General features: G+C 64.2%; 21 protein-coding genes. 5 read left to right on the top strand and 16 right to left on the bottom strand.

All coding sequences use genetic code 11. The annotated features are described in order from the left end of the window. The 8 genes from GA615_RS21285 to GA615_RS21250 all read right to left on the bottom strand — a co-directional run bounded on the left by GA615_RS21285 (position 1) and on the right by GA615_RS21250 (position 9,676). Positions 1-228, bottom strand: a complete 228-nt coding sequence (locus GA615_RS21285) for a hypothetical protein (protein WP_152053343.1) — start codon at positions 226-228, stop codon at positions 1-3. A 7-nt stretch (positions 229-235) separates the two neighbouring features. Continuing rightward, positions 236-2,056 carry a DNA repair helicase XPB gene (locus GA615_RS21280; protein WP_152053342.1) on the bottom strand — a complete coding sequence of 607 codons (1,821 nt, stop codon included), beginning with the start codon at positions 2,054-2,056 and terminating at the stop codon, positions 236-238. A gap of 225 nt (positions 2,057-2,281) precedes the next feature. Continuing rightward, complete coding sequence (locus GA615_RS21275; RefSeq protein ID WP_152053341.1) at positions 2,282-3,319, bottom strand: ROK family protein; 1,038 nt, start codon at positions 3,317-3,319, stop codon at positions 2,282-2,284. Positions 3,320-3,361: 42 nt separating this feature from the next. Continuing rightward, on the bottom strand, positions 3,362-4,459 hold the full coding sequence (locus GA615_RS21270; protein WP_152053340.1) for a Gfo/Idh/MocA family protein: 1,098 nt from the start codon (positions 4,457-4,459) through the stop codon (positions 3,362-3,364). Between the two features lie 54 nt (positions 4,460-4,513). Beyond that, entirely contained in the window at positions 4,514-5,413 is a 900-nt protein-coding gene (locus GA615_RS21265) for a CDP-alcohol phosphatidyltransferase family protein (protein ID WP_152053339.1), read from the bottom strand. After that, positions 5,410-7,296: an ArnT family glycosyltransferase gene (locus GA615_RS21260; RefSeq protein ID WP_152053338.1), complete on the bottom strand. Its 1,887-nt coding sequence runs from the start codon at positions 7,294-7,296 to the stop codon at positions 5,410-5,412. The genes GA615_RS21265 and GA615_RS21260 overlap by 4 nt, the downstream gene beginning before the upstream one ends. A 37-nt stretch (positions 7,297-7,333) precedes the next feature. Beyond that, on the bottom strand, positions 7,334-8,896 hold the full coding sequence (locus tag GA615_RS21255) for a lipopolysaccharide biosynthesis protein (RefSeq protein WP_235905598.1): 1,563 nt from the start codon (positions 8,894-8,896) through the stop codon (positions 7,334-7,336). Positions 8,897-8,944: 48 nt separating this feature from the next. Next, on the bottom strand, positions 8,945-9,676 hold the full coding sequence (locus GA615_RS21250; RefSeq protein ID WP_235905597.1) for a class I SAM-dependent methyltransferase: 732 nt from the start codon (positions 9,674-9,676) through the stop codon (positions 8,945-8,947). A gap of 273 nt (positions 9,677-9,949) precedes the next feature. On the opposite strand from GA615_RS21250, the gene GA615_RS21245 reads away from it, so the two are divergent. The 5 genes from GA615_RS21245 (at position 9,950) to hemG (ending at position 15,473) form a co-directional block, all read left to right on the top strand. Then, entirely contained in the window at positions 9,950-10,507 is a 558-nt protein-coding gene (locus GA615_RS21245; RefSeq protein ID WP_152053336.1) for a DUF2617 family protein, read from the top strand. 189 nt (positions 10,508-10,696) lie between these two features. Further along, the gene (hemE, locus tag GA615_RS21240) at positions 10,697-11,731 is read left to right on the top strand and encodes a uroporphyrinogen decarboxylase (protein WP_152053335.1); all 1,035 of its coding nucleotides are present in this window, start codon (positions 10,697-10,699) and stop codon (positions 11,729-11,731) included. A gap of 711 nt (positions 11,732-12,442) precedes the next feature. Beyond that, a complete protein-coding gene (locus tag GA615_RS21235) occupies positions 12,443-13,519 on the top strand; it encodes a DUF1559 domain-containing protein (protein WP_152053334.1) in 1,077 nt (358 codons plus the stop codon). A gap of 58 nt (positions 13,520-13,577) precedes the next feature. Further along, a complete protein-coding gene (locus GA615_RS21230) occupies positions 13,578-13,757 on the top strand; it encodes a hypothetical protein (protein ID WP_152053333.1) in 180 nt (59 codons plus the stop codon). Between the two features lie 249 nt (positions 13,758-14,006). Beyond that, positions 14,007-15,473 carry a protoporphyrinogen oxidase gene (gene hemG / locus GA615_RS21225; RefSeq protein WP_235905596.1) on the top strand — a complete coding sequence of 489 codons (1,467 nt, stop codon included), beginning with the start codon at positions 14,007-14,009 and terminating at the stop codon, positions 15,471-15,473. 25 nt (positions 15,474-15,498) lie between these two features. On the opposite strand, the gene GA615_RS21220 is transcribed toward hemG, so the two are convergent. From GA615_RS21220 to GA615_RS21185, 8 genes are all read right to left on the bottom strand, one after another. Continuing rightward, on the bottom strand, positions 15,499-15,846 hold the full coding sequence (locus GA615_RS21220) for a hypothetical protein (RefSeq protein ID WP_152053332.1): 348 nt from the start codon (positions 15,844-15,846) through the stop codon (positions 15,499-15,501). Between the two features lie 44 nt (positions 15,847-15,890). Beyond that, positions 15,891-16,853, bottom strand: coding sequence for a type II secretion system F family protein (locus GA615_RS21215; protein WP_235905595.1), 963 nt, complete (start codon positions 16,851-16,853; stop codon positions 15,891-15,893). Positions 16,854-16,894: 41 nt separating this feature from the next. Continuing rightward, positions 16,895-17,866, bottom strand: a complete 972-nt coding sequence (locus GA615_RS21210; protein ID WP_152053331.1) for a type II secretion system F family protein — start codon at positions 17,864-17,866, stop codon at positions 16,895-16,897. Positions 17,867-17,942: 76 nt separating this feature from the next. Continuing rightward, positions 17,943-19,433 carry a CpaF family protein gene (locus GA615_RS21205; RefSeq protein ID WP_201750270.1) on the bottom strand — a complete coding sequence of 497 codons (1,491 nt, stop codon included), beginning with the start codon at positions 19,431-19,433 and terminating at the stop codon, positions 17,943-17,945. A 73-nt stretch (positions 19,434-19,506) separates the two neighbouring features. Then, positions 19,507-20,682, bottom strand: a complete 1,176-nt coding sequence (locus GA615_RS21200) for a nucleotide-binding protein (RefSeq protein WP_152053330.1) — start codon at positions 20,680-20,682, stop codon at positions 19,507-19,509. 61 nt (positions 20,683-20,743) lie between these two features. After that, positions 20,744-21,727, bottom strand: a complete 984-nt coding sequence (gene cpaB / locus GA615_RS21195) for a Flp pilus assembly protein CpaB (protein WP_152053329.1) — start codon at positions 21,725-21,727, stop codon at positions 20,744-20,746. Between the two features lie 31 nt (positions 21,728-21,758). Further along, on the bottom strand, positions 21,759-22,304 hold the full coding sequence (locus tag GA615_RS21190; RefSeq protein ID WP_235905594.1) for an A24 family peptidase: 546 nt from the start codon (positions 22,302-22,304) through the stop codon (positions 21,759-21,761). A gap of 187 nt (positions 22,305-22,491) precedes the next feature. Next, the gene (locus GA615_RS21185; protein ID WP_152053328.1) at positions 22,492-22,674 is read right to left on the bottom strand and encodes a Flp family type IVb pilin; all 183 of its coding nucleotides are present in this window, start codon (positions 22,672-22,674) and stop codon (positions 22,492-22,494) included. Positions 22,675-22,768 lie beyond the last annotated feature (94 nt).

The following is a 22,768-nucleotide window of genomic DNA, read 5'->3' as shown; positions in this document are numbered from 1 at the left end:
TCAGCGCACAACGCGAGGGGCGTGGCCCATGCGCCTCAGTTCCTCAAGCAGGGTTGTCTCGTCTTCCGATCGGACCAGAAGGACCGTGTCTGAGAGCCGCCCGGCGATCAAGCGGGCTAGGGGCTTGCGGGCCATCAATTCCTCGACGACAAGCGGATCTTCGGTCCGGATCAGGGCCACGTTGCGATGCAGCTTGATTGGCGTTCGGGCGGTCGGTGGGGGGGGCATCAGTCACTCACTCGTTTCTCGCTCCGGCACGCTGAGAGCGGTCGGTCGGAAGCGATTCCTCCGCCTCGTCCTGGTTGCGCTCCGGCTCGTCGTCTTGCCTTCCGGCCGAGGCCGAGCAGGCACTCAGATCAAGGCCGTCGAGCAACTCACTGGCATCGACGATCTCATAGGCGTATCCCTGTTCGGTCAGGAACAGTTGCCGGTGATGGGCGAACTCCATTTCCCTCGTGTCTCGTGAGACGATCGAGTAGAAGTGCGCCGGCTCCTCGCTCCCTTTGGGCCGGAGGATGCGGCCGAGCCGCTGGGCTTCTTCCTGTCGGCTGCCGAAGGTGCCGGAGATCTGGATCATCACGTTCGCGTCGGGCAGATCGATGGCGAAGTTGCCGACCTTCGAGAGAATCAAGCGCCGAAGCTCCCCCCGGCGGAACTTGCCGTACAGGTCTTCTCGGACTCCGTTCGACGTTTGCCCGGTGATCACGGGAATGTCGAACCGCTCGGAAAGCTGCCGGAGCTGCTTGATGTACTGGCCGATGATGAGCACCCGATCCTCGGGGCCGTCGTGCCGGGTGAGGAGTTCGGCGACGAGTTCATCCTTGAGCGGATTTTCACTCGCCAGGCGGAACTTGTCTCGCCACTCGGCGATGGCGTATTCCATCCGGTTCGGGTCGGGCAATCCGGCCCGAATTTCGGTGCAGCGGGCCTCGGCGATCCAGCCTTTCTGCTCCAGAATCCGCCAAGGGACATCGAACTTCTTCGGGCCGATGAGGCTGAAGACGTCGTCCTCGCGGCCGTCCTCGCGGACGAGCGTGGCCGTCAGACCCAGGCGTCGGCGGGCCTGAATGTCGGCCGTCACGCGGAAGACCGGTGCGGGCAAGAGGTGGACCTCGTCGTAGACGATCAGCCCCCAATCTCGTTCGGCAAAGAGTTTGAAGTGCGGAAACGGCCCGGTCTTGCTCGGGCGGTAGGTGACGATCTGATAGGTAGCGAGCGTGACAGGGGCGATCCCTTTCGAGTCTCCCGTGTAGGTGGCCACCTGATCCTCGGTCAGATCGGTCTTGTCGAGGATTTCGCGCCGCCATTGCTCAACGGCTGTCGTGCTGGTTGTCAGGACAAGGGTTTGCGTCTTCAACCGAGCCATTGCCGCGATGCCGACGACCGTCTTCCCCGCCCCGCAAGGCAGGACGATGACCCCGGAGCCCCCCCGGGCGTCTCCCCCGGCGTAGAAGGCGTCGACCGACTGCCGCTGGTAATCCCGGACCTGGAACGGCCGACCCGAGGCCGCCGTCCCCTCGCGCATCTCGACTTCTAGCGGAGTGCCGGGGGAGTATCCCGCTAGGTCCTCGGCCGGATACCCGGCGGCGATAAGCTGCTGCTTGAGCAATCCTCGGTGTTCGTCATCGACGGCGAATGTCGTCTCGTCGAGCCGATGAAAGAGGAGGTCTCGCAAGCCTTTGCGGCGGGCCAGCTCCTCCAGTAACGGCCGATCGGACGAAATCAGACGCAGCTCGCCGTCGACCCGCTCCAGGCGGACCCGGCCGTAGCGATCGACCAGCTCGGCCAGGTCGGCCCCGAGGCTTGGGGGGAGCGGGAACTTGGTGTAGCGGGCCAGGACCTCGACCATCTCATCGGCCGTCATCCCCGCGGCCGCCGCGTTCCAGAGCGAAAGCGGGGTGAGCCGGTAGGTGTGGATGTGCTCGGGGCTTCGTTCCAGCTCGGCGAAGGGGGCCAGCGCGTCGCGGGCCTCCGGATAGAGCGGGTTGTCCACCTCAAGCAGGACTGTCCGGTCGCCCTGCACGATCAAGGGGTTGGCGGGATTGTACTGCTGCATCGGGCTCCATGCCGTGCCAGGGGATCGGGCCGTTCCGAACCCTCTCTGGTTCGGACGTCCCGAGCGGGGAGTGCGTCTTGCGGTGGGTCAATACTGCATGGTAAGCCGACACCCCTCCATGCGGCAAGGTCGCCCGAACGGCTCTCCCGGATCATTTGCGTTGTCCGATCAGCAAGGGCCAATGTTTCCCCTGCTTCTGGCGCGTGAATTGGACCGGAGAGTGAGTCACGCTCGGCCTTGATACAACGCCACCAGGGCCGCGCCGATCGACTGCGACAGATCGCCGAGCGTCGCCGGCACAATCTTCATTCGCTCGCGCTGCCTGGGGAACAGGTACGGTTCCGCCGTTTTCCGGACAATCCCGAGATACCGCTCCCGGAATTCGGTAGTGGTCGCCTCCGGGTCCATCAATCCCCCGCCGATGACAAAGAACGACGGATCGAGCGCGATCGTCAGGTTCGCCACGTGGAAGCCCATCGCCCTGGCCTGGAAATCAAAGAGCGACAGGGCCAGCTCGTCTCCCTGCTGGGCCAACTCTCGCAGCGCGAACACGCGCTCCTTCATGGGGCGATCCGACTTCGCCAGCTCATGATCAGGATACTCAGGGAGCTTCGCCCCGAGCAGGTGAGGCAAGCCGGAGAGCGTGGTATACACCTCCACGCATCCCCAATCTCGTCCGCAGCCACACGGATAGGCCGGCACCCCGAGCATCTGCAACGGCGCCGGCATGTGCCCGGCCTCCATGCCCGCCAGCGAATCACCATTGAGCGGCAAGCCTCGCCCATCGACATAGGCTGCCCCCAGGCCCGATCCGGCGGCGAGCATCACCACACTGCCGGTTCCCGAACCTCGGACCCGCTGGGCTTCGCCAACACCCCCCAGGTCGCCGTCGTTCCCCACGACCACCGGAATCGGCCGCCCGGTCCGGGCGAACAAAGCTGCCATGTAAGCCGATCGAATGTCAAACCCGACAAAACTCTCGTCCAGGTTGGCCGAGCGATCGAGCACGCCGTCGCTCCGGAACGGCCCCGGAATCGCCAGACCGACCCCCTGGACCTGGTCCCAGACGAGTCCGTGTTGCTCCAGAAACCGCCCGATCGCCTCGACCCAGCCTCGGACCACCGCCTCGGGACCCACGTGCGAGTCGGTCGGCTGCTGCAAGAGCTTGGTCGAGACGAGCGACCCATCCTCCCAGACCGCACCAACCTTCGAGGTCGTCGCGCCACTGTCCGTCCCGATGTACACCGATCGCGTTGCGCTCATCGCTTGAGTGACTCAGAATGGTTTGAAGCCAACAGGAGCGTGTCAGACTGCCGGAGCGATGGCCCGGTGCTCGGCCGCAGCAGTCAGCACTGCCTCGCAGAGCGCGACCGTCCCCAGGTTCTCCCGACCCGAGATGTCGGGCTCGGTTCCGGTTTCCAGGGCGATCATCAGGCCCGCCATCGGCCCGGCGAAGGCGTCGGGGAACCAGGCTTCGGGCCATCTGGGCCGATGCCACTGGCCGTCGTCCACCGTCGAATAGTCGATCGTGCTTGGCATCCGGTCCGGCCATCCCGGCCATCCGATCGTACCGATCGCCGTGCCTCGCGTCCCCTCGAATCGCCATCGAATTCCGATCTCGGCCCCGCCGCCTTCCCGCGCCGGGCCGGTCCAGACGTCGTCCCAGCCGCACCCTCGAGCGCCGTTGTCGTATTCGAGGATGTAGAGGTTGATGCCGTCCGTGTGTGGAAACTTCGTTCTCGGATCGGGCCTCGTACTGGCCAGCACCCGGCTCGGATGACCCAGCCAGTACCGCATCGTATCCAGGTGGTGGATGCTCATGATAAACGTCGAGAGCGACCGCAACCCCTCGGCCCAGGGCATCCAGTGGGGAATGGCCCTCATGTCGATTGTCGCCAGCACCGGATCGCCCAGCGCTCCGCCGTCAATCAACGCCTTTAAGGCTCGAACCGAGTGATCGTACCGCATGTTCTGATTGACTTGCAGCACGATTCCCGCCGATTCGCAGAGGGACACCAGTTCCCTTGCTTCCTCGATCGTCATCGCCAGCGGCTTTTGCGCCAGGATGCCACGGGGTTTCTTCGGATGCGCCACCACGCGGCGGATCATTTCCGGTTGATCCTGCGGCGGCACGGCCAGGTCGACAATGCCGACCTCCGCTCCGTCGAGCAAGTCCTCAACCGAATCGAAGACCCGGGGAACCCCCCGCGACCGCGCGACCTCTTCGGCCGTCGATCGGGTTCGTGAGGTGATCCCAACGACCGGGAACCCGGCATCGGCATACGCGACCAGGTGGCAATCCCTCACGATAAACCCCGCCCCCACGACGCCGATCCCCCAGTCCTTCCGCTCGGGCATCCGGGGCAGGTGGGCATCGGGGGCCAGCAGAGGAGTGTTGCTCATCGGTTCGGCTCCGGCGGAGAGGGGCGGCGTTGATCGACCATCCTCAACGTTCACTCAGCCGTCCATCGTAGCCGAGCGGCAGACACTCGTCAGGTGAGGTCCTCCGATCGAGGCCTCCTGAACCGGTTCAACGGGCTCCGGACGAAACCAGCGGGCGAACTCCTCCTCAACGGCTCCCTTCCACACCGCTCGCGCAATGCGAGCCGTCGCCAGGGCTGGGGCCAGCACGGCCATCCCGCCGACATACCCTTTCCAAACCCACTCCCAGACGCTTGGCTCGACGACGGCAAGCACTGCCATACCCTGCAAGGCCATCAGCACGACATGCGGTTCGCACACCTTGTACGACGGCCAGGTGAGCATCCCGATCCCTCGTCTCGGCCACGGAGGAGCAGGGGAGGGCCGGCCTCCGGCTCCTCCTTCCACCCGGAAGGCACCCGGCGATCGTTTCAACGGTTGAAAGAACGCTTTGTATCGACAATCGTTCTGGAGGCTCAGGAACATCCAGCCCGCCGACACGAAGGCCCCCGCCGCCGCCCAGCCCAGCGATCCTGTCCGGGCGGCCAGCCCGAAGCCCAGGGCGAACCCCTGCGCCATCGAGGCCGCATGGTGCATGAGGTAATCGAGATAAACCCCGTTGATTCCCACCGTCCCTCGCCAGCGAGCCACCTGACCATCCACCCGATCGAGCCAGAACGCGAGCAAACTCAGCAATGCCCCGGCGACGAACCCGAGTTGACTTCCCGAGGCCAGGCTTGCTGCCCCCGCCAGGGCCGCCACCAGCGACGCCACCGTGAGTTGATGCGCCGAGAGTCCCAGCCGCACCGCCAGCCAGGTTCCGTAAATCGCCGTCGGCCGCGCGAACCAACGAGCCAGAAGGTTGCCGATCCGAGCGTCCGGCCCGTACAACTCGCGACGGCGCAGCTCGGCCAGGGTTGGACGTGATTGCGTCATTGGCGGGCCGCTCCCGGTGTCTCGTTGCGTGCCAAGGGGGCCGGATCAGGTAAGCGATAGAGGGCGTAATGCCGGGTCACGCCGTCGGGGTCGGTGATCGACTCGGCATAAAGCGGCACCTGATCTTCGACCCAAGGACCCAGCAACGTCTGAAGATCCGGGTCAAATTCGATCGCATCCAGCGGCTCGGGCGGACAAAACAGGACGTGTGTAAACCCCTGCTCGGAAAAGTGCGCGAGGATCTGCTCCGGTGATTCTCCCCGAGTCCCGAGGCTCGTTCGCCTGCGGTGCGCCTTCTCCATCGCATACGGTCGAGGCAGATAAAACCCCCGGTGGTCCTGCCCGACAATCCGCGCCGAGTCCGGTAACCGAGCGTCGATCCATTGCCCAACCCGATACGTTGGCTCGCGGCGGGTAAGGAACTGCTCGGCCGATTCGATCCCCAATGCCACGGCCAGGCCGTGCCTTGGACGAGACAGGGCAATGGTCGCCTCGAACGCGAGCATCAATGCCACGCTTGCTATCAAGAGCTTCGGTGCGATCCCTCGTCGCTTGCTCCAATCCGCCACCAACCAGGCGACCGCCACGGCCATCGGCCCAACGCTTGGCAAGACGAACCGCATGCTCTGCCGCTGCGAGAGGCAAATGAGCAAAAAGGCATACGCCACCGCCATCAGGGTCGCCAGGCGGGTCGGCGGCTTCCAGATCAAGACGGCGGGCAGGAACAGCAGGAACGCGGGGCCAAACTGATGCGCAAAGCTATCAAAACGGTTCGGATCGAGCGTCATCGGCACAATTGCCGTGATCAGGTTCCACGCCGTCGGCTCCATCGGCCGCTTGTCGTCCGAGAGCACCACGTCGAACCCCGAGCCGAACGTCTCTCGGAAGAAGGGATGCACCGGGTTTCCCGTGTGGAGGTACGCTCTCAGATACCACGATCCACCGATGACCAGCGCAACTCCTCCGAAGACCGCCGCGTGCTTGATCGCCCGGTTCCAGGGCACCCGGCCGGGCCGGATTGCCAGCACCATCCCGAGCCCGATCACTCCTCCCCACACCAACGCCGGGTACTTCACTCCCATCGCCAGCCCAAGCAGCACGCCGGTCAGCGCCGCCGCGGAAGCCGACGGCCGGTCGAGCCAACGAGCCCAGGCTACGAGGGCCGCCGTTGCCATCGTTGCCAGGGCGACATCGTTCAGCGGGGCTCCCATGCCGTTCGAGACCGCCGGAACTCCCAGCGCGATCGTCGCCGCCCACCGAGCCCGATCCCCCAGCAACGGCCTGGCGAGACTCGCCACGTTCCAGGCGAAAAACACCCCAAGCGCCCACTGAATCAAACGGCACGCCACCGGTCCCCGAAAGGACAGCGCGACCGCGTAGAGCATCTCCGTCACCAGCGGATAGACTGTCTCGTGCAGGTCGGGCTCATAGAAGACCGACCCGCTCCAGAGGAAGAGCTTTGGCACTTGAAGATGATAGCATAAAGCATCGCCATCAGTCGGTGGGATCATGGCCGTCAGCAGCGATCCGAGCAGAATCACCCCCAGGGTCAGGTCAAAGACCGCTCCGATCGGATCGATCCGCCCAGTCTCGGTTCGCAGAAACCTTGGACGACGCAGCCCCAATCGCAAGGCGTTCCAGACCCACGGCCGAAGTCCCACTGCCAGGCCCACAAGCAACAGCCCAATCAAGCCCGGTTGCCCAAGCCATCCCACTTGGCCCAGCCCCAGCGCAGCCATTGCCAGCACGCCCAGGCCCAGCGGGACGGCCAGGCCAACCGCTTCCCTTCCGTCTTCCGGCAAGGGGCCGAACCAGCGCAGTAGAGCCAGCCCCACCACCGCCGACCAGATGATCAAAAGGCTCACAAATCCCAGGTCGAGCATCCGTGCGCTCCGTGTGGTCTCTCGAGATGACGAAGGATCAGCCCACGCGTCTCCTTCGGAATCGGTCGGCGAGCCCCCCCCATCCGTGAGTTCGTCCCCACAAGGCCAACGCCGGCAGTCCCCAGGCGGTGAGGATCAACACCCGGAGGGCAAACACTTGCCACGCCGGCCCGTCAATCGGCACATGGGCCGCGACCAGGGCCCCGACCGCATACCAGGAGACTGATCGAATTACTCGCGATTGATGGGTTGCCCACCCCCGCAATCCTAATCCGCTACCGAGACTCGCCAGTGAGGTCAGCAAATAGACCACGGCGTAGCCGATCGTCATCCCCCACGCCACGCCGACGATGCCCGTCTCCGACGCTCCCACCGCCCCCACCAGTGCTGCCAGCGCCAGGCCCGGCAGCGTGACGAGGGCCAGGCGATACGGTCGATCGACCGCGATCATCGCCTCTCGACTTGGCAACGCCAACCCGAGCAAGAGCGTTCCCGGCAGCAATGGCCGGAGCGCCTCCAGTCCGGGAGCATATCGAGGAATGAGCAAGCCCAGGAACGTCGGGGCGACCAGATACGCCACCGCGCTGCCTGCCGCCAGTGGAGGCGCCATTGCCTCAACCACTCGGCTGGCCTGTTTCGCCACGGCCACCGCGTCGCGCGTCCGGCCGATCGTCGTCTGAAAGTACGTGTACATCACCGACGCGATCCGACCCGCCAGATCCATCGTCCAGCCGGTCCCCATCAGGGCGATCGCGTAGTAGCCCGCCGCCTCGGCTCCGTTCGGGGCGATCGAGAGAATCAAGACGCGATCCAAACTCAACAAGCCCGCGAACGCCGCCGAGTTCGCCAGGATCGGCAGCCCCGTGCGCAGGAGCCGCCAGACGATCGCGCCGTCCCAGGCCCACCCGAGGCGCATCGGATGTCTTGCATGCAGATAGGCCACGTTGAACAGGCAGAGCAGGCCGACTGCCGCCAGCAAGCCCCACAATCCCGCCAGCCAAAGCCCCGCGGCCACCAAGGCGGCAAACACGGCTGCATCAAGAATCGCCAACTCGGTCGTCAGACGGAACCGCCGATGCGCCCGATGCAAGGCGATCAAGAAGTCCTGATAACGTTTTATCAAGACCAGTGCCGCCACCGCCACCAGGCCGCCGCTCCAGGCCAGGTCGATCGGATCGGCACTGCCGCCGCTCGGCCAGCACCACCAGGCGAAGGCGAGCAAGCCTATTGCGTAAAGCAAGGCGCCAATCGAGCAGGCCGCGAAGGCCACGTCGGCCACGCGCGTTGCTTCGGCGTCGTTGCCGGCGGCGCGCAGAATCGGAATTTCCTGCACCGCTCCCCGGCCGATCCCCAGGCTTGCCCGGTTGGCATGGTCGAGCGTCAGCCGAAGTCCGGAGTAAACCCCATGCTGCGCCGGGTCGAGCCCCCACTTCATGACCAGCGCCGTCAAGGTACCGACCGCCCGCTCCAGTTGACCGCCGATCGTCACGATCAGGCTATCGCGCACCGCGAGCCGGTCCTCACTCGCCACCACCGGGGAAGTGGTGACAACCGGGGTAGCGACGGTCGGCGACGTTGCATCTGCGTGAATCGCGGTCACGAGGGGCCACCGCTTGTCATGTCAAGGAAGTCAATTCACCACGCCCGATCACGATTGGCCCAACTCCGCCACGCAGAATTGCGACCGGGCCACCTCGTCGCGCGATCCGACCGGAATCGAGCAGACCTCGGCCAGCCGAATCCCCGACGCCCGATACCAGGCGGCCGAATCGTAACCGAAGCGGTTGTAGGTCACGTCCGTATCTTCGTTATGAACGACCCATCGCCGGGCGACCCGGATCGCCTCGCGACGAATCTGGTCGGCAATCTCCGGCGCATTGTGCAAGATCACCGCCGAGGTCATCACCAAATCAACCGAATTGTCCGGCAAGGGGACCCGCTGGCCGTCGCCGAGCATGAAGGAAACCCTGTCGATGCCGTCGAGAAACCCCTTTGCGTAGTCCAGTTGCGTCGGGCTGAAGTCGATCCCGAGCAGGGGCACTTCCGGCAAGCGTTGTCGGATTGCCCGCAACTGCTTCCCGTAGCCGCAGCCGATTTCGAGAACCGAGGTTGGCCGATAGCTCTCGATCCGGTCGGCCAGCCATTCGGCGCGTTCGGAACGAGCCGGCTGCCCCTCTTGTTCCCGGAAATAATCATCGCCGCCACGAAGGGTCCAATACAAACGAGGATTACGGTAGAGTATCCGTCTCTTGCACGACGGCCAGCGCCGAAGTCCCCGGCGCAGGGCCTTGTGCCAGACGTACCGAGCCCCCCGACGCTTCCAGGCATCGACGGCTCTCAACGGCAGCAGCGGTGGTGGTTCGAGTTCCGTTCGGTTCACCTCGGGCCTCCGGGTCAATCGAGGACCGGGCCGGTCGGTCGACCTGCATCTCGGGCCGATTGCAACGGCGATCAAGGGGGAAGTTTCCCATCGCGCGGCGAGTCTATGGCGATGGCCCCCAGCGGTCAAGCCGAGGCGAACCGTTGCCCAGATGCAACAAATCATTCGCTCGCTGTCGCGGTTGGTCTCGGTTTTCGGTGGAACTATAATGGATGCAGTGCCCAGCGACGGGCTGCGATCAGGGACGATGTCCGAACACGTGGAGACGTCGGGATGGGCGTCAGTTACGGCCGATCGAAGCTTATCGACATCACCTTCCAGGTCTTCGCCCGTCCGATCCACCCGGACTGGTTCACCGTGCGCCGTCATCGCCGGGTGAGCCATTCGGCCTGGGATGCAGACTTGCGGCTCATCGAGGGTGGTCACGCGATCGTCTGGTCCGCCGGCTCAAGCCGCTTGACGGAAGTCCTTTGCGGGCCTGAGACTCCGCTGCCCGATCGTGGCCTCTTGCTGCGCGAGCCGGTGCGCGTCGAACGCTCGGCCACACTCCGCCAGGGAGTCACGGTCGAGTATCAAACCTGCTTCGACGCCGAACGGCTCGACGGCGAGGTCTTCCGCCACCTGTGCGACGAGCTTTCGCTCGACGCCGGCAAGGGCCTGTTTCACCGCTTCTCCCCCCGGAATCGGCTGGCCCCCTCCCCGGTCAGCTTCATCCGGATCGACGCCCGCCCCAACGGCCTCTCCGTCCAGACCTTCCACACCTTCCCAGACGACCACTCCATCGTCCGCACACAGTCCCTGTTCGAGTTGCTCGACGCCGAGCCGCAGTGATCGACCGGCGGCCGACGCCCTCGCAGTGCGGGCCGGTTCTCCATTAGGGCGGAGTGCCTGGTCCCCTTGACGGGCCGTTTCCTGGACAGATTCGCGTGGTCGCGCGCAAAATATGCAGGCACCGGCGGCCCGAGACGAGTCTCCGGCACGCTTGTTCTTGCACCCTCTGACCGACAGGGACGCCGTTCGATGCCGGATTCGCCCGAAGCCCCCCGCTTCCTCAAAGCCTGCCGCCGAGAAGCGACCGACGTCACCCCGATCTGGCTCATGCGTCAGGCCGGTCGCTACATGGCCGATTACCGCGAACTGCGCTCGCGCGTCTCGTTCCTCGAACTCTGCAAGACACCGGACCTGGCCACCGAGGTCACCGTGACCGCCGCCGAGCGTCTCGGGGTCGATGCCGCAATCCTCTTTGCGGACATCCTGCTCATTCTCGAACCGATTGGCCTCGACCTCGAATTCGCCAAGGGGGAAGGCCCGGTCATTCACAACCCGATCACCGAGTCGAGCGACGTCGACCGCCTTCGGCCGATGACCAGTGCCGAACCGCTTGGATATGTCATGCAGGCCGTCTCCCAGATCCGGGCCGCCCTGCCGCCTTCGATCCCCTTGATCGGTTTCGCTGGAGCCCCGTTCACCCTGGCCTGCTACGCGATCGAGGGCGGAGGCTCACGGCACTACGACCGCGCCAAGGCCTTCATGTACCGCGACCCCGGTGCCTGGGATGTCCTCATGCGCCAGCTCACCGACGCTACCGCCCTTTACCTCCGTGCTCAGGCCGAGGCCGGTGCCCAGGTTTTGCAATTGTTTGATAGCTGGGTCGGCAACCTCTCGCCGTTCGACTACAAACGCTTCGTTCAACCGCACATGCGGCGATTGTTCGACGCCCTGCCCGCCGACGTGCCGACCATCCACTTCGGCACCGGCACCGCCACCCTCCTCGAAGCTCAGCGTGATGCCGGCGGCTCGGTCATCGGCCTCGACTGGCGGGTAGAACTCGACGAGGCCTGGAACCGCCTCGGTCCCGAGGTCGCCATCCAGGGCAATCTCGATCCGGTCGTCCTGCTCGCGCCGATCGACGAGATCCGCCGTCAGGCCCGCCGCATCCTCGACCAGGCTGCCGGCCGTCCCGGCCACATTTTCAACCTTGGCCACGGCATCCTGCCGAGCACCCCGGTCGATCACGTCCGGGCCCTGGTCGAGATCGTTCACGAAGGTCGTTGAGCCCAGTTCACGCCATCATGTCTGGCTCGACCGAGATTAGTTCGCGGTTTCATGCGTGCTGGAGACAATTGGTGGTTCAAGTCGTGTCACCATTTGAGCGATGTCGTGTAAGTGTCCGCATTGCTCAAGACACGTCCGCAAGCCTCAAACCAGGTGACATTCGATGCGAAATTCTTCGGAAATTCGACAGATCAGGGCAATCTGTTAAAGGAATTTCGTCGAAAATGAAGATCAAATGAATCGGGTACTTGTCGTTACCCCCTACGATTGACTAACCTGAATGAACGATTTCGGCGTAAGAGTCTCAACAGTCGACATCGATGAACCCTGACGACTTGGTACCAAGATCGGTGCCTTTTCGTGAGCGATTGCTCGACACATTCTCAACAACGCCTCTCGTCATTCCTCTTCCTTGCAGTCGCCATTTCTCGGTGGTGATCGGCGCTCGATGCGCGGATGATTCCTCTGAGAGTCCCGCCCGGCAGACTGTGGGATGATCTGATCACGATGCGATGCTCCGGATGGTTTGGAGCATGACGTTTCTCAAATGGACGGCACACTTGTGACAGCCGGACCTTGATCCGGGATCGGAGAATGTCCACAACGATGTTCGTCGGTCTCGCCGGTTGCCGTGGCTTCCTTGAGTCGTCCTCTCCGAGCATCCCCTGAACCCCACCGATCATCCTCCCCCCTCCAATGGAGCCCGATTCCATGACCACCCGACCGTCTCGGACGCGTGGGTTTACCCTGATCGAACTGCTGGTCGTCATCGCCATCATCGGGGTGCTCATTGCCCTCTTGCTGCCCGCTGTTCAGAGTGCTCGGGAGGCCGCTCGTCGCGCCCAGTGCACAAACAATATGAAGCAGCTTGGCATTGCCCTGCATAATTACGAGTCGGCCACCGGCAGCCTGCCGATCGGCGACTTTCGCAACGCGCCGACCGGCTACGGCCAGGCCATGAACCCTGGCAATCCCTGTGCTGAGAACATCTGGGTGAGCTGGATGACCTTCATTCTCCCGTACATGGAGCAAGGGGCCCAGACCTCCGCGTACAACTTCGAGGTGGCCGCCACCTGGTTTAAGAACGAAACCGCGACCCTCTCCCGAGTGTCGTCGTATGTCTGCCCGAGCGACGACGAACACGAGGACGTCAGCGCCAGTTGGTTCACCACCTACCAGACCTCCTACGCTGCCGTGGCTGGCATGACGGAATCGACCTGGTATTCTTGGGGAGGAACGACCAACGCCGATCGCTGCAACGCGATCGAATCCGAAGGTCCCTTCGGCCGCAATTTCGCCTACAAGTTCGCCGACATTCGTGATGGCCTGAGCAACACCATCTTCATCGGAGAGACCTCCCGCTTCAGGAACGAGCCGGGCGGATCGCACTTCAACTTCGGTGCGTCCGGCGGTGCCTGGAACGGTCCCCCCTGGGGCGCCACCGCCTGGCCGGGCGATGTCCGCATCACCGCCGTTGCCTACACGGTGCCTCGCATCAACGCCAAGGCCCTCACCGGTGCCGGACCGGCTCCCTACAACACTCCGACGAGCTGCCTGACCAGTGCCGGTCCCATCGCCAGCCGACCGACCAGCTGGGCCAACACGCCCGCTCCGTTCGGCTGCACCGAGATGGGGCAGTTCGGCTTCCGCAGCAATCACCCCGGCGGGGCCAACTTCCTCTTTGGCGACGGATCGGTTCGTTTCCTCAAGGAATCGATCGACATGGCCACTTACCGTGCCTTGAGCACTCGCAGGCTTGGCGAAGTGGTCAGTGCCGACCAGCTCTGATCCGCCCCGCGTGTTTCGGCTCCGTTTCGTTTCTCTTGACTCTGGAAGAAGACGCATCATGACCTCGTTCGTCGCTCGACTGTTCGCGCTTTCGCTTCTTGGTCTCGTCGTTGCCGGATGCGGTGGCGACGCCAATCCTCCGGTCGCCGCAGACGATCCCGGTTCCGGCGCCGTCTACTCCGGTTCGGAGGAGGAAGGCACGGGGGCCATGGCGGCTCCCCCCGCCGTCGTCGAGTGACCTTCGGGCTCCGACATTCATGCCGCAGCCGGTCTTGATGACCGACGGTTTCTCAGAGGGCTCCGGTCCCCCACCTCAGGGACCGGAGCCCTTTCTGCGTGATTCCTCCGCCTCCTCGTTTCCACCGCCCGAGATCGCCCGTTCGACGTGTCCGTGACCCTTGTTCGAACGGGAATCGGCCCGTACACTGGAATCGTTGGGCCATCAAATTCCGCCAAAATCGTGATTGTGTCGGGGGATCTGTCTTCCGTGTCGGACGTCTCTGCTCGGTCCCATCGGGTTGTGATCATCGGCGCAGGCTTGAGCGGCCTGACGGCGGCGTACCGTCTGGCCGAACGATCCGCGACGCTCCGATCACCCATCGAACTGGTCGTCCTCGAAGCTCAGGACCGGATCGGCGGCGCCATCTGGACCGACCGCGTCGATGGCTTCACCCTCGAAGGTGGAGCCGACTCGTTCATTACCAATAAGCCGCACGCCATCGAGCTTTGCCGGTCGCTCGGCCTCGGTGATCAGCTCATCGGCACCGACGACCGCTATCGCCGCTCGTTCGTCGTCCGCAACGGCCGATTGGTGCCAGTCCCCGAAGGCTTCGTCCTGATGGCCCCTCAGCGGCTCTGGCCGCTCATCACCTCGCCGATCCTCTCCTGGCGAGGGAAGCTCCGGATGCTCTGCGACCTTGTCCTGCCCGCCCGCCGCGACGAGGCCGATGAAAGCCTCGCCAGCTTCGTCCGCCGCCGCCTCGGCCGCGAGGCGCTCGACCGCCTTGTTCAGCCCCTGGTCGGGGGGATCTATACGGCCGATCCGAACGATCTGAGCCTCCACGCGACCCTGCCACAGTTCCCCCAGATGGAACGCGAGCACGGCAGCCTGATCCGCGCCGCGCTTCGCCAGGGGAGAGCCGCCCGGCTCGAAGGGCAGGGGGGAGGCTCCGGGGCGCGCTACAGCCTGTTCCAGACCCTCGCCTCCGGCATGGACACCCTGCCGAAGGCCCTGGCCGCGTCCCTCCCTCCCGGAACGCTCCGCCTCGGTACGGCCGCCCGTCGGGTTGCTCGCCAGCAGCCCGAGGGAACCTGGCGGGTCGAACTGCTCGACGGCCCTTCCCTGGAGGCCGATGCCGTGATCCTCGCCGTCGAGGCTCACGCCGCCGCCCGGCTCGTCGATGGTGAAGACAAGGATCTGGCCCTCGATCTCCGATCGATCCCCTACGCCTCCTCGGCGATCGTCCAGCTGGCGTATCCCCGAGACCGCGTGACCCACCCGCTCGACGGGTTCGGCGTCGTCGTGCCCAGCGTCGAAGGGCGAGAGATCCTGGCCGTCTCGTTCACCAGCGTCAAGTTTCCCAGCCGCGCTCCCGAAGGCACGGTGTTGCTCCGCGTCTTCATCGGCGGTGCCTTGCAGGCCCACCTGTTCGAACGCAACGACGAGGAACTCACCGCCATTGCGGTTCGAGAGGTGGAACAACTGCTCGGCGCTTCCGGACCCCCGATCCTCTCCCGGGTCGCCCGGCATTCCCGAGCGATGCCTCAATACACCCTCGGTCACCTCGATCGGGTCGCGTCCATCCGCTCGCGTGCCGAGGCGCACCCCGGCCTCATCCTCACCGGCAATGCCTATTCCGGGGTCGGCGTTCCCGACTGTGCCCGGATTGGCCAGGAGGCAGCCGAAGCCGTCCTTCGCTTGCTGACCAACGCCCGGGGCCGAGCCGTCGCCTGACGGCCTTCGGCCGGGGGCGATCCCTTCACCGGGCCCGGTTGTGTCGCAAAATCAAGGCGCCGGCGATCAGGCTCAGCGCGAGCCCGCTCACGGCCCACTCGACGCGCCAGGGCACTCTCCGAAACGGCTGCCGGGTCATCCAAAGGAAGTCCTGGGTTGTGCGATGGAAATACTCACCCATCAGGTCGAAGGTCGGCGTGCTGACCATCGGCTTCGGGCCGAACATGGTTTGCCACTGGGCATAGCTGATCTTCGCCCCGTCCAGAAGCAGCGGTAACGACACCAGCCCGATGAGCAACAGCATCCGCCATCCCCGCGCCGGTTGAGGCGGCCCGGAGTGATGATCCATCGGTCTGTGGTGATATTTTTTCATGGCTTCGCTCCCGATCGAAGACCGGCGCCGCCGTTCTCGATGGATTACATTCCGAGCAACGTATCCTTGATGTTGATTGCTGCCGGGCCAACCAGGACCACAAACACGCCGGGGAAGATGAACAAAATCAGCGGCAGCATGATTTTCACGGCTGTTTGCGCGGCCTTTTCCTCGGCCAGTTGTCGCCGTCGGGTCCGCATTGCGTCCGACTGCACCCGCAAGGCCGATCCGATGGGCGACCCGAACTTCTCGGCCTGAATGATCACGGCGGCCAGGGCTCTTACATCTTCCACCCCGGTCCGGATTCCCAGGTCGCGCAGGGCTTCCCGACGAGGACGGCCCATCTGAATCTGGAAGTTCACAATGTTCAGTTCATTGCAAACCTCCGGGCACGATTCGGCCAGTTCGCTCGTGACGCGACGCATGGCGGCATCGAACCCGAGCCCGGCCTCGACACACACAACCATCAGGTCCAGGGCGTCGGGCAAGCTCAGGAAGATCGCCTGCTGTTGCTTCCGCCTCCAGTGACCGACAATCACACCCGGAATGTAAAATCCCAGGCCCCCGGCCGCCATGACGGCCAGCATGCCGTTCTGGGTGAACCCGAAGTGCGACCAGACCGGCGGAATCGCCACCGCGATCCCCAGCAAGAGCCCCAGCACCTTCATCCCGAGGAAAATCTGCACCGCCTGTGGATGCCGGATGCCGGCATTCAACAGCGAGACCCGCAGCTTGCCCAGCTCGGCCTCGTCTTTCGGTTGCATCGGGCCGGACAGCTTCCTCGCCGCCTCGGCCACTCGATCCTGAATCCGCTGGCGCTCTCGAGCGGCCCGAGCCCGCTCGATCTCCATTTGCGGACGATCGAGCATCCGCTTCAAGCGGTCCTCTGCGCGGGTCGGTCGGGTCGCCACCAGCGATAACACTCCCCAGCCCCCGAGCATGAACGCCAGGAAGGTGGCGATGGGGATGATCGTTTCCGGGGTCAGCAGTGTTTCGAGCGTCGGCACGGCCGGAACTCTCCGCGGGTTTTGATCGGAGGATGCACCGATCAGACCTTGATCGAAATAATCTTCTTGATAGCGACGGCTCCCATCAGCTGGAGAACCACCGTCACCGCCAGCAACTTCGCTCCCAGCGTTGTCTGAAACAGCGGGGCAACATACGAAGGATTGCTCATGGCAATAAACGCCAGTAATCCGGGAGGCAGCGCCAGCAAGACCAGCCCCGAGAGGCGACCCTCGGCCGTCAGCGCCTTGACATGGCCAACCAGTTCAAAGCGTTGGCGGATCAACCGACCGATCTTGTCCAGAATCTCCGCCAGATCACCCCCCGTCGCCCGCTGGATGATGATGGCCGTCACCAGGAAGCGCACGTCCATCGTCGGCACCCGCTCCGACATGCCTCGCAGGGCCTCATCCACCGGCACGCCAAGGTTCTGCTCCTCGAACACCCGGCCGAACTCCTGAGAAACCGGCCCCTTCATTTCGTGCGAGACCAGCTGCATTCCCGACGCCAGGCCATGCCCTGCCCGCAAGGCCCGGCCCATCAACTCGACCGCTTCGGGAAGCCCTGCCATGAACAAGGCAATGCGTTTTCGCTTGCGTTGCTGAAGAAACAGGAGTGAGACTCCCGCTCCCATCGCCGCCCCCACCGGAGCCAGCCACAGAGAACCCACCACCGCCGCGACCGTTCCTCCCAGGACCGTTAACCCTCCGGCGATGGCCAGAAACGTCTTGAATGGCAGGGTCAGGTCGGCCTGTTCGTACAGCCGCTTCAGCGATTCCCCACTCGGCAGGTATTGCTCAAGCAGGGCCAGGTTGCGTGCGTCGATCGGCGGCGCCCGCAGCAGCGAATCGGCCGCGAGCTGCTTATTGACGTTCGGACGCTTGCCGCTGGTGAGGTTCCGAAGCCGTTCCTCGGCCAGGGTCGATTCCGACTTCGTCACTACCATTGCCACCCCCGCCACGAGCAGCGCAATGGCCACTCCGGCGGCAATCATGACAAAGGTCGTCCCGTCCATCGCTCAGGGCTCCTCTCTTGGTGCAACCGACCGATCGCCGCGATCTCCGACTCGCTCCCCCAACCGATTCCACCCCTTAATCCGCCATCAGGTCACGTTGGCGGAACAGATCCGTCGGCAGCACGCAGCCAGATGATTCCAGGCGATCCATGAACGACGGTCGAATGCCGGTCGAGGTGAACCGCCCGTGGGCCCGGCCGCCGGAGTCAACACCAACCTGTTCGAATTTGAAAATCTCTTGCATGATAATCGTGTCCCCCTCCATGCCGACGACCTCGGTGATGCTCGTCACCTTTCTCGGGCCGCCTTGCAAACGGTTTGCCTGGATAATCAGGTCCACGGCCGAGGCGAACTGAGAGCGAAGCGCCCGGATGGGAAGCTCCAGGCCGGCCATGCTGATCATCGTCTCCAACCGGCTCATGGCATCGCGCGGGTTGTTGGCGTGCACGGTGGTCATCGAGCCTTCGTGGCCGGTGTTCATGGCCTGAATCATGTCGAGGGTCTCGGCCCCTCGACATTCGCCGATGATGATCCGGTCGGGCCGCATTCGCAGGGCGTTCTTGACCAGGTCGGTCGCCGTGACGGCCCCTCGCCCTTCAACGTTCGGCGGTCGGGTTTCGAGCCGCACCACATGCTCCTGCTGCAGGCGAAGCTCGGCCGCGTCCTCGATTGTGATAATCCGGTGGTCGTTCTGGATGAAACTCGAAAGCGTGTTCAGTAACGTCGTTTTGCCCGAACCCGTACCGCCGGAGATGATGATATTCAAGCGCGCCCTCATGGCCGCTTCCATCAAGATCAGCATCTCGGGCGTGAATGCCTTGAACCGTAACAAGTCATCCTGCGTCAAGGGTTTCGAACCGAACATTCGGATCGTCAATACCGGCCCGTCGAGGGCCAGCGGGGGGATGATCGCGTTGACACGAGAGCCGTCCGGCAATCGCGCATCGACCATTGGCGAACTTTCATCGATCCGCCGACCCACGCGAGAGACAATGCGGTCGATGATCTGCAACAGGTGATCATCATCGCGGAATCCCACGCACGATCGCTCGATCCGCCCCCCTTTTTCAATAAACACGTACCGGGGACCATTGATCATGATGTCCCCGATCCCTTCCTCCTTCAGCAACGCTTCCAGGGGCCCGAGGCCGAAGGTTTCGTCCAGAATCTCATCGACGAGCCGCTGGCGCTCGTTCCGATTGAGCATCGGGTCGTCTTCGTCGAGCAGGTGCTCGATCACCGAGCGAACCTCGGCTCGAACCGTCCTCGGGTCCAGCTCGTTGACCCGATTGAAGTCGAGCCGATCGACCAGCTTGCTATGAATCCGTCGCTTGATCGCCTCGAACGCCGCCACGGCCGGGTCGGCCTTGGCCGGTTCCTGGTCCTTGGGCTTGGGAGGCTTTGGTGGCTTCGGAGGTGGTGCCACGGTCGGGGTGGGAGGGATCGTCGCCACGGGGGCGTTGGGTTCAGACCCCTCGGGCGGTTCGCTGGTGGGCGATTTGGCCTGCGCGGGGGTTGCCCCGAGGGTTCTCTGACCGAGCGGGCTGCGTCCAAATCCGTGAAGCATCGTCGGGAACCTCCGAAGGTCCCCGACTCAGCCGGTTCGCACGGGAGTGGGGGGACCAAAGATCATCCGCGAATCAGGTAAACATCGCCGCAATCTTGCCCATGAACGGTTTTGCCTTCTCACCACCAATCGGCGCAAAGCTCCGGGCAATCTCGGTGATGGACCGTGTGACTCGATGCTTTGGAGCCTCGGTTTCCAGCGGAACTCCCTTGGTTCGGGCAGCCCCGACGATCTCCGAGACGTTCGGAATCTGCCAGCCGATGGGAGCCCCGAGAGTTTCCTCGGCCTTCTTTAAGCCGATCGTCGTAATGTCCGACCCCACCCGATTGACCACCACGCGCACCCGATCGGCCAACCCATCGATCTCCCGGAAAATCTGCATCAGGCGCGCCCCGTTTCGCAGCCCGCACACATCGAGCTGCGTGACGAGCAGCACCGCCTCGGAACGCTCCAGGGCGACGAAGTCGGTTTCCTGGAATCCCTTGCTCGCATCAACCACCACGTAGCGAAAGGCGCTGAGCAACAGGTCCATCAACCGTCGTAGCCCTTCAAGATCCACCTTCACGGCATCTTCCATCGCCGCCGGCGCAGGCAACACGTAAACACCTGATTCATGCTGGGTCAGCGCTCGATGCAACAGCGATTTGTCATACCGGTCAATGTCCGAGACCACATCGGAAATCGTCAGTTCGGGCATGACGTCGAGCAGCGTATCGACACAGCCGAGCAGCAGGTCGAGGTCCACCAGCGCCACGCTCGCCCCGGGGGCCTTGGTCAGGGCCACGGCCAGGTTGACCGCCAGCGTCGTGCATCCGACCCCTCCGGCCGAGCCGATCACCGTCACCATCGTCCCCCGACCTTCGGGTGGCAACGTGGCATCGGGCAAGAGGCGAGCGATCGCCGTGCGGGCCTCCTCGGCCTCGACCGGCAACGGCAGGAATTCCGAGGCCCCGGCTCGCAAGGTCCGCAGAATCGTCTCGCCGTCACGCAACTGGCTGGCTGGCAAGACCGCGACCCGAGCGGCGCGGTCCTTGATCTCTCGGATCGTGACGAGGGCTCGTTCCGGATCGGCGTCCAGAACGATCACCACCAACTCGCAAGACGACGCCTCGATCTGGCGCAGGGTCGCGTTGTAATCCGAGCACGTGTCCACAATCTGGACGGTTCCCAGATTTGTCAACGCGGCCTTCACCGCCGCTTGCGAGGCGGGGTTCGGGTCGACCAGGAGTAGTCGTCGCGCAGTGTCCATGAGCTCGACCGGTGTCTCGGCGTCGGGCGGGTCTGCTGGCGTCCCGATTGCGGGAGCAGCGTCACCCGGGAGGGGAAGGAATGGCGTTGGCGTCGATAGCGGGCATCAGGCCATCGAGGCGGAACGGGCGGCGGGCTTCCAGAGTCTCTGCCGCCTGCGGGGGTGGTTCCGGGGTCGGTTCCGGCTTCGGGCCTACCAGGTGCATGCGAGGGGCTCGAAGGCCGGCGAAAATCATCAGCCGACGCGGAGCCTCGTTCGCCGGAGCAGGTTCGACCATCTCGGTCATGACCGGCGGCGGCTCCGGTGGGAGATTCGGCACCGGCACTGGCACCGGTTGAGCTTCCGGTTCCGGCAGGGGTTCCGGTTCGGGCTCTGGTTCCGGTTCCGGTTCGACCGCTGTGATCGTGGTATCATTGAGGCCCCGAAGCGACAGCGTCAGAGGGCCCTCTTGCATCGCACTGGCCAGGGTTTGCACTTGATCCGGCGTGACTTCCAGCGTCACCGTTCGGGCCTCGATCGAGCGGTCCTCGGGGCTTTCGAAGACGGTCCCCGAGGCCAGCACGCGGATGTTCTCCAGCACAACCTTGGCCCGACCCGGCATATCGGCCCTCGGCTGCAGCACATCGACGCGGTAATCCGGCAGGATGAAGCCCGAAACCCCCGTCTGTTCGTCCACCGGTACCGCAAAGGCTCTCATGCCCGGGGTGATCCGCGCGATCATCCCCGTCGGCGTCCCTTTCTGGGCGAGCTTGCCGTCGAGAATCACATCACCTGGAAGCATCCGGATCATCGCCCAGCGATCGACCGCCTGCTTCATGTCGGTCAAGGCGCCGCTGGGAACCATCGCCGTCGGGATTTCCTTGGGCTCGATCATCTCTGGCGTTAGCGTCTCCTCGACCCGAATTTCGCGGTTCGCAACCAGAACCAGAGTCTTCGGAATTTCGGTCGAGGGTTCGCGGTTCAGCAGTGATCGGACGCCCCACATGGCCGCCAGACCGCATAGCGCGGCGAGTCCGAGCAGCACGGGTGCCCTGCCGTTCATCATGGTGCTCCTCTGCCCGTTTGGGGCGACTCGCTCACATCAAAAGACCGTGGAATGCCATGTAGCCGATCGAACCAATGGCCAGCGGAATGCCATAAGGCAAGAGCCGCATCGTCGGCTTTCGCTCGGCCGCCCGCTCGGCAAGTTTGTCGGGATGTTTCACCGTGACGATCTCTTCCGCGATTCGCTTGCCCATCGTCCAGTGGCGCCGCCACTGACCGCTCCAGGCGATCATCCCCAGGGCGATGATCCCTCCCACGATCGCCGAGACCGCCAGCGCCTCGGCCGCCATCAGCGGTCCGACCCAGGCACCAAATCCTGCAAACATCTTCACGTCGCCCGCCCCCATGCCGCCGATGGCACAGACGATCATCAAGGGGACGAAGCCAACGACCATTCCGGCCACCGACCAGCCCAGCCCTCCCCAACCTGCCGTCCAGCCCCAGTAGGCCAGGCCACCGGCGGCCAGGTGAAACGTCAGCCAGTTCGGCACCCGGAGCTGGCGACCGTCGATGATCGCCGCTTCCACCATCAGGGCCGAGACCAGCCAGGCGGCTCCCATCGGCAAGGTGTATGGCATCGTTCGCAATCCTCCCTCGTGCAACCGCCTGTTGGCCCGACCCCCTCGAACCGTCATGCAGGCGTTCTCGTGTGAAAGAAGCCTAGGACATGAATGACCGAAGGGCCTCTCGGCAACCGGCTTTTTGAGCCGCATCGCCGGAGGCCCCTCAGTCTGCGTCACAAGTGGCGGCCAGACCGCCTTGGCATCAATTGACGCCCTGGATGGCCGTGTCAACGTTGCCGAAGGTTGTGTTCAGGCTCGTGCCCAGGGCTCGAACACTGACGATAATCGCCACGGCGATCAGGGCGACCATTACGGCATATTCGACCGCCGTCGGGCCGTCTTCACTCTTGATGAAACCGCGAACTCGTTTGATGAGCGTGCTCATGGGTGGTTCCTGACTCTGGGGGCCTTTTGCTCGATCGTGCTCGAGACTGGCTCCGGTTCCGTTCGTCCGAATCTTGCGTCGCTCCTGATCGACG

The organism is Tautonia marina (assembly GCF_009177065.1).
Taxonomy (GTDB): domain Bacteria; phylum Planctomycetota; class Planctomycetia; order Isosphaerales; family Isosphaeraceae; genus Tautonia; species Tautonia marina.
Note: the sequence above shows the minus strand (reverse complement) of the source record. Positions and strands in the feature narration are given on the sequence as shown.

Coding starts and splice junctions, on each gene's coding strand:
- GA615_RS21270 (WP_152053340.1), bottom strand. CDS start 4,459: ATGAGCAACACTCCTCTGCTGGCCCCCGATGCCCACCTGCCCCGGATG.
- GA615_RS21210 (WP_152053331.1), bottom strand. CDS start 17,866: ATGGACGGGACGACCTTTGTCATGATTGCCGCCGGAGTGGCCATTGCG.
- GA615_RS21260 (WP_152053338.1), bottom strand. CDS start 7,296: ATGCTCGACCTGGGATTTGTGAGCCTTTTGATCATCTGGTCGGCGGTG.
- GA615_RS21265 (WP_152053339.1), bottom strand. CDS start 5,413: ATGACGCAATCACGTCCAACCCTGGCCGAGCTGCGCCGTCGCGAGTTG.
- cpaB (WP_152053329.1), bottom strand. CDS start 21,727: ATGATGAACGGCAGGGCACCCGTGCTGCTCGGACTCGCCGCGCTATGC.
- GA615_RS21190 (WP_235905594.1), bottom strand. CDS start 22,304: ATGCCATACACCTTGCCGATGGGAGCCGCCTGGCTGGTCTCGGCCCTG.
- GA615_RS21230 (WP_152053333.1), top strand. CDS start 13,578: ATGACCTCGTTCGTCGCTCGACTGTTCGCGCTTTCGCTTCTTGGTCTC.
- GA615_RS21185 (WP_152053328.1), bottom strand. CDS start 22,674: ATGAGCACGCTCATCAAACGAGTTCGCGGTTTCATCAAGAGTGAAGAC.
- GA615_RS21235 (WP_152053334.1), top strand. CDS start 12,443: ATGACCACCCGACCGTCTCGGACGCGTGGGTTTACCCTGATCGAACTG.
- GA615_RS21245 (WP_152053336.1), top strand. CDS start 9,950: ATGGGCGTCAGTTACGGCCGATCGAAGCTTATCGACATCACCTTCCAG.
- GA615_RS21205 (WP_201750270.1), bottom strand. CDS start 19,433: ATGCTTCACGGATTTGGACGCAGCCCGCTCGGTCAGAGAACCCTCGGG.
- GA615_RS21285 (WP_152053343.1), bottom strand. CDS start 228: ATGCCCCCCCCACCGACCGCCCGAACGCCAATCAAGCTGCATCGCAAC.
- hemE (WP_152053335.1), top strand. CDS start 10,697: ATGCCGGATTCGCCCGAAGCCCCCCGCTTCCTCAAAGCCTGCCGCCGA.
- GA615_RS21220 (WP_152053332.1), bottom strand. CDS start 15,846: ATGAAAAAATATCACCACAGACCGATGGATCATCACTCCGGGCCGCCT.
- GA615_RS21280 (WP_152053342.1), bottom strand. CDS start 2,056: ATGCAGCAGTACAATCCCGCCAACCCCTTGATCGTGCAGGGCGACCGG.
- GA615_RS21200 (WP_152053330.1), bottom strand. CDS start 20,682: ATGGACACTGCGCGACGACTACTCCTGGTCGACCCGAACCCCGCCTCG.
- GA615_RS21275 (WP_152053341.1), bottom strand. CDS start 3,319: ATGAGCGCAACGCGATCGGTGTACATCGGGACGGACAGTGGCGCGACG.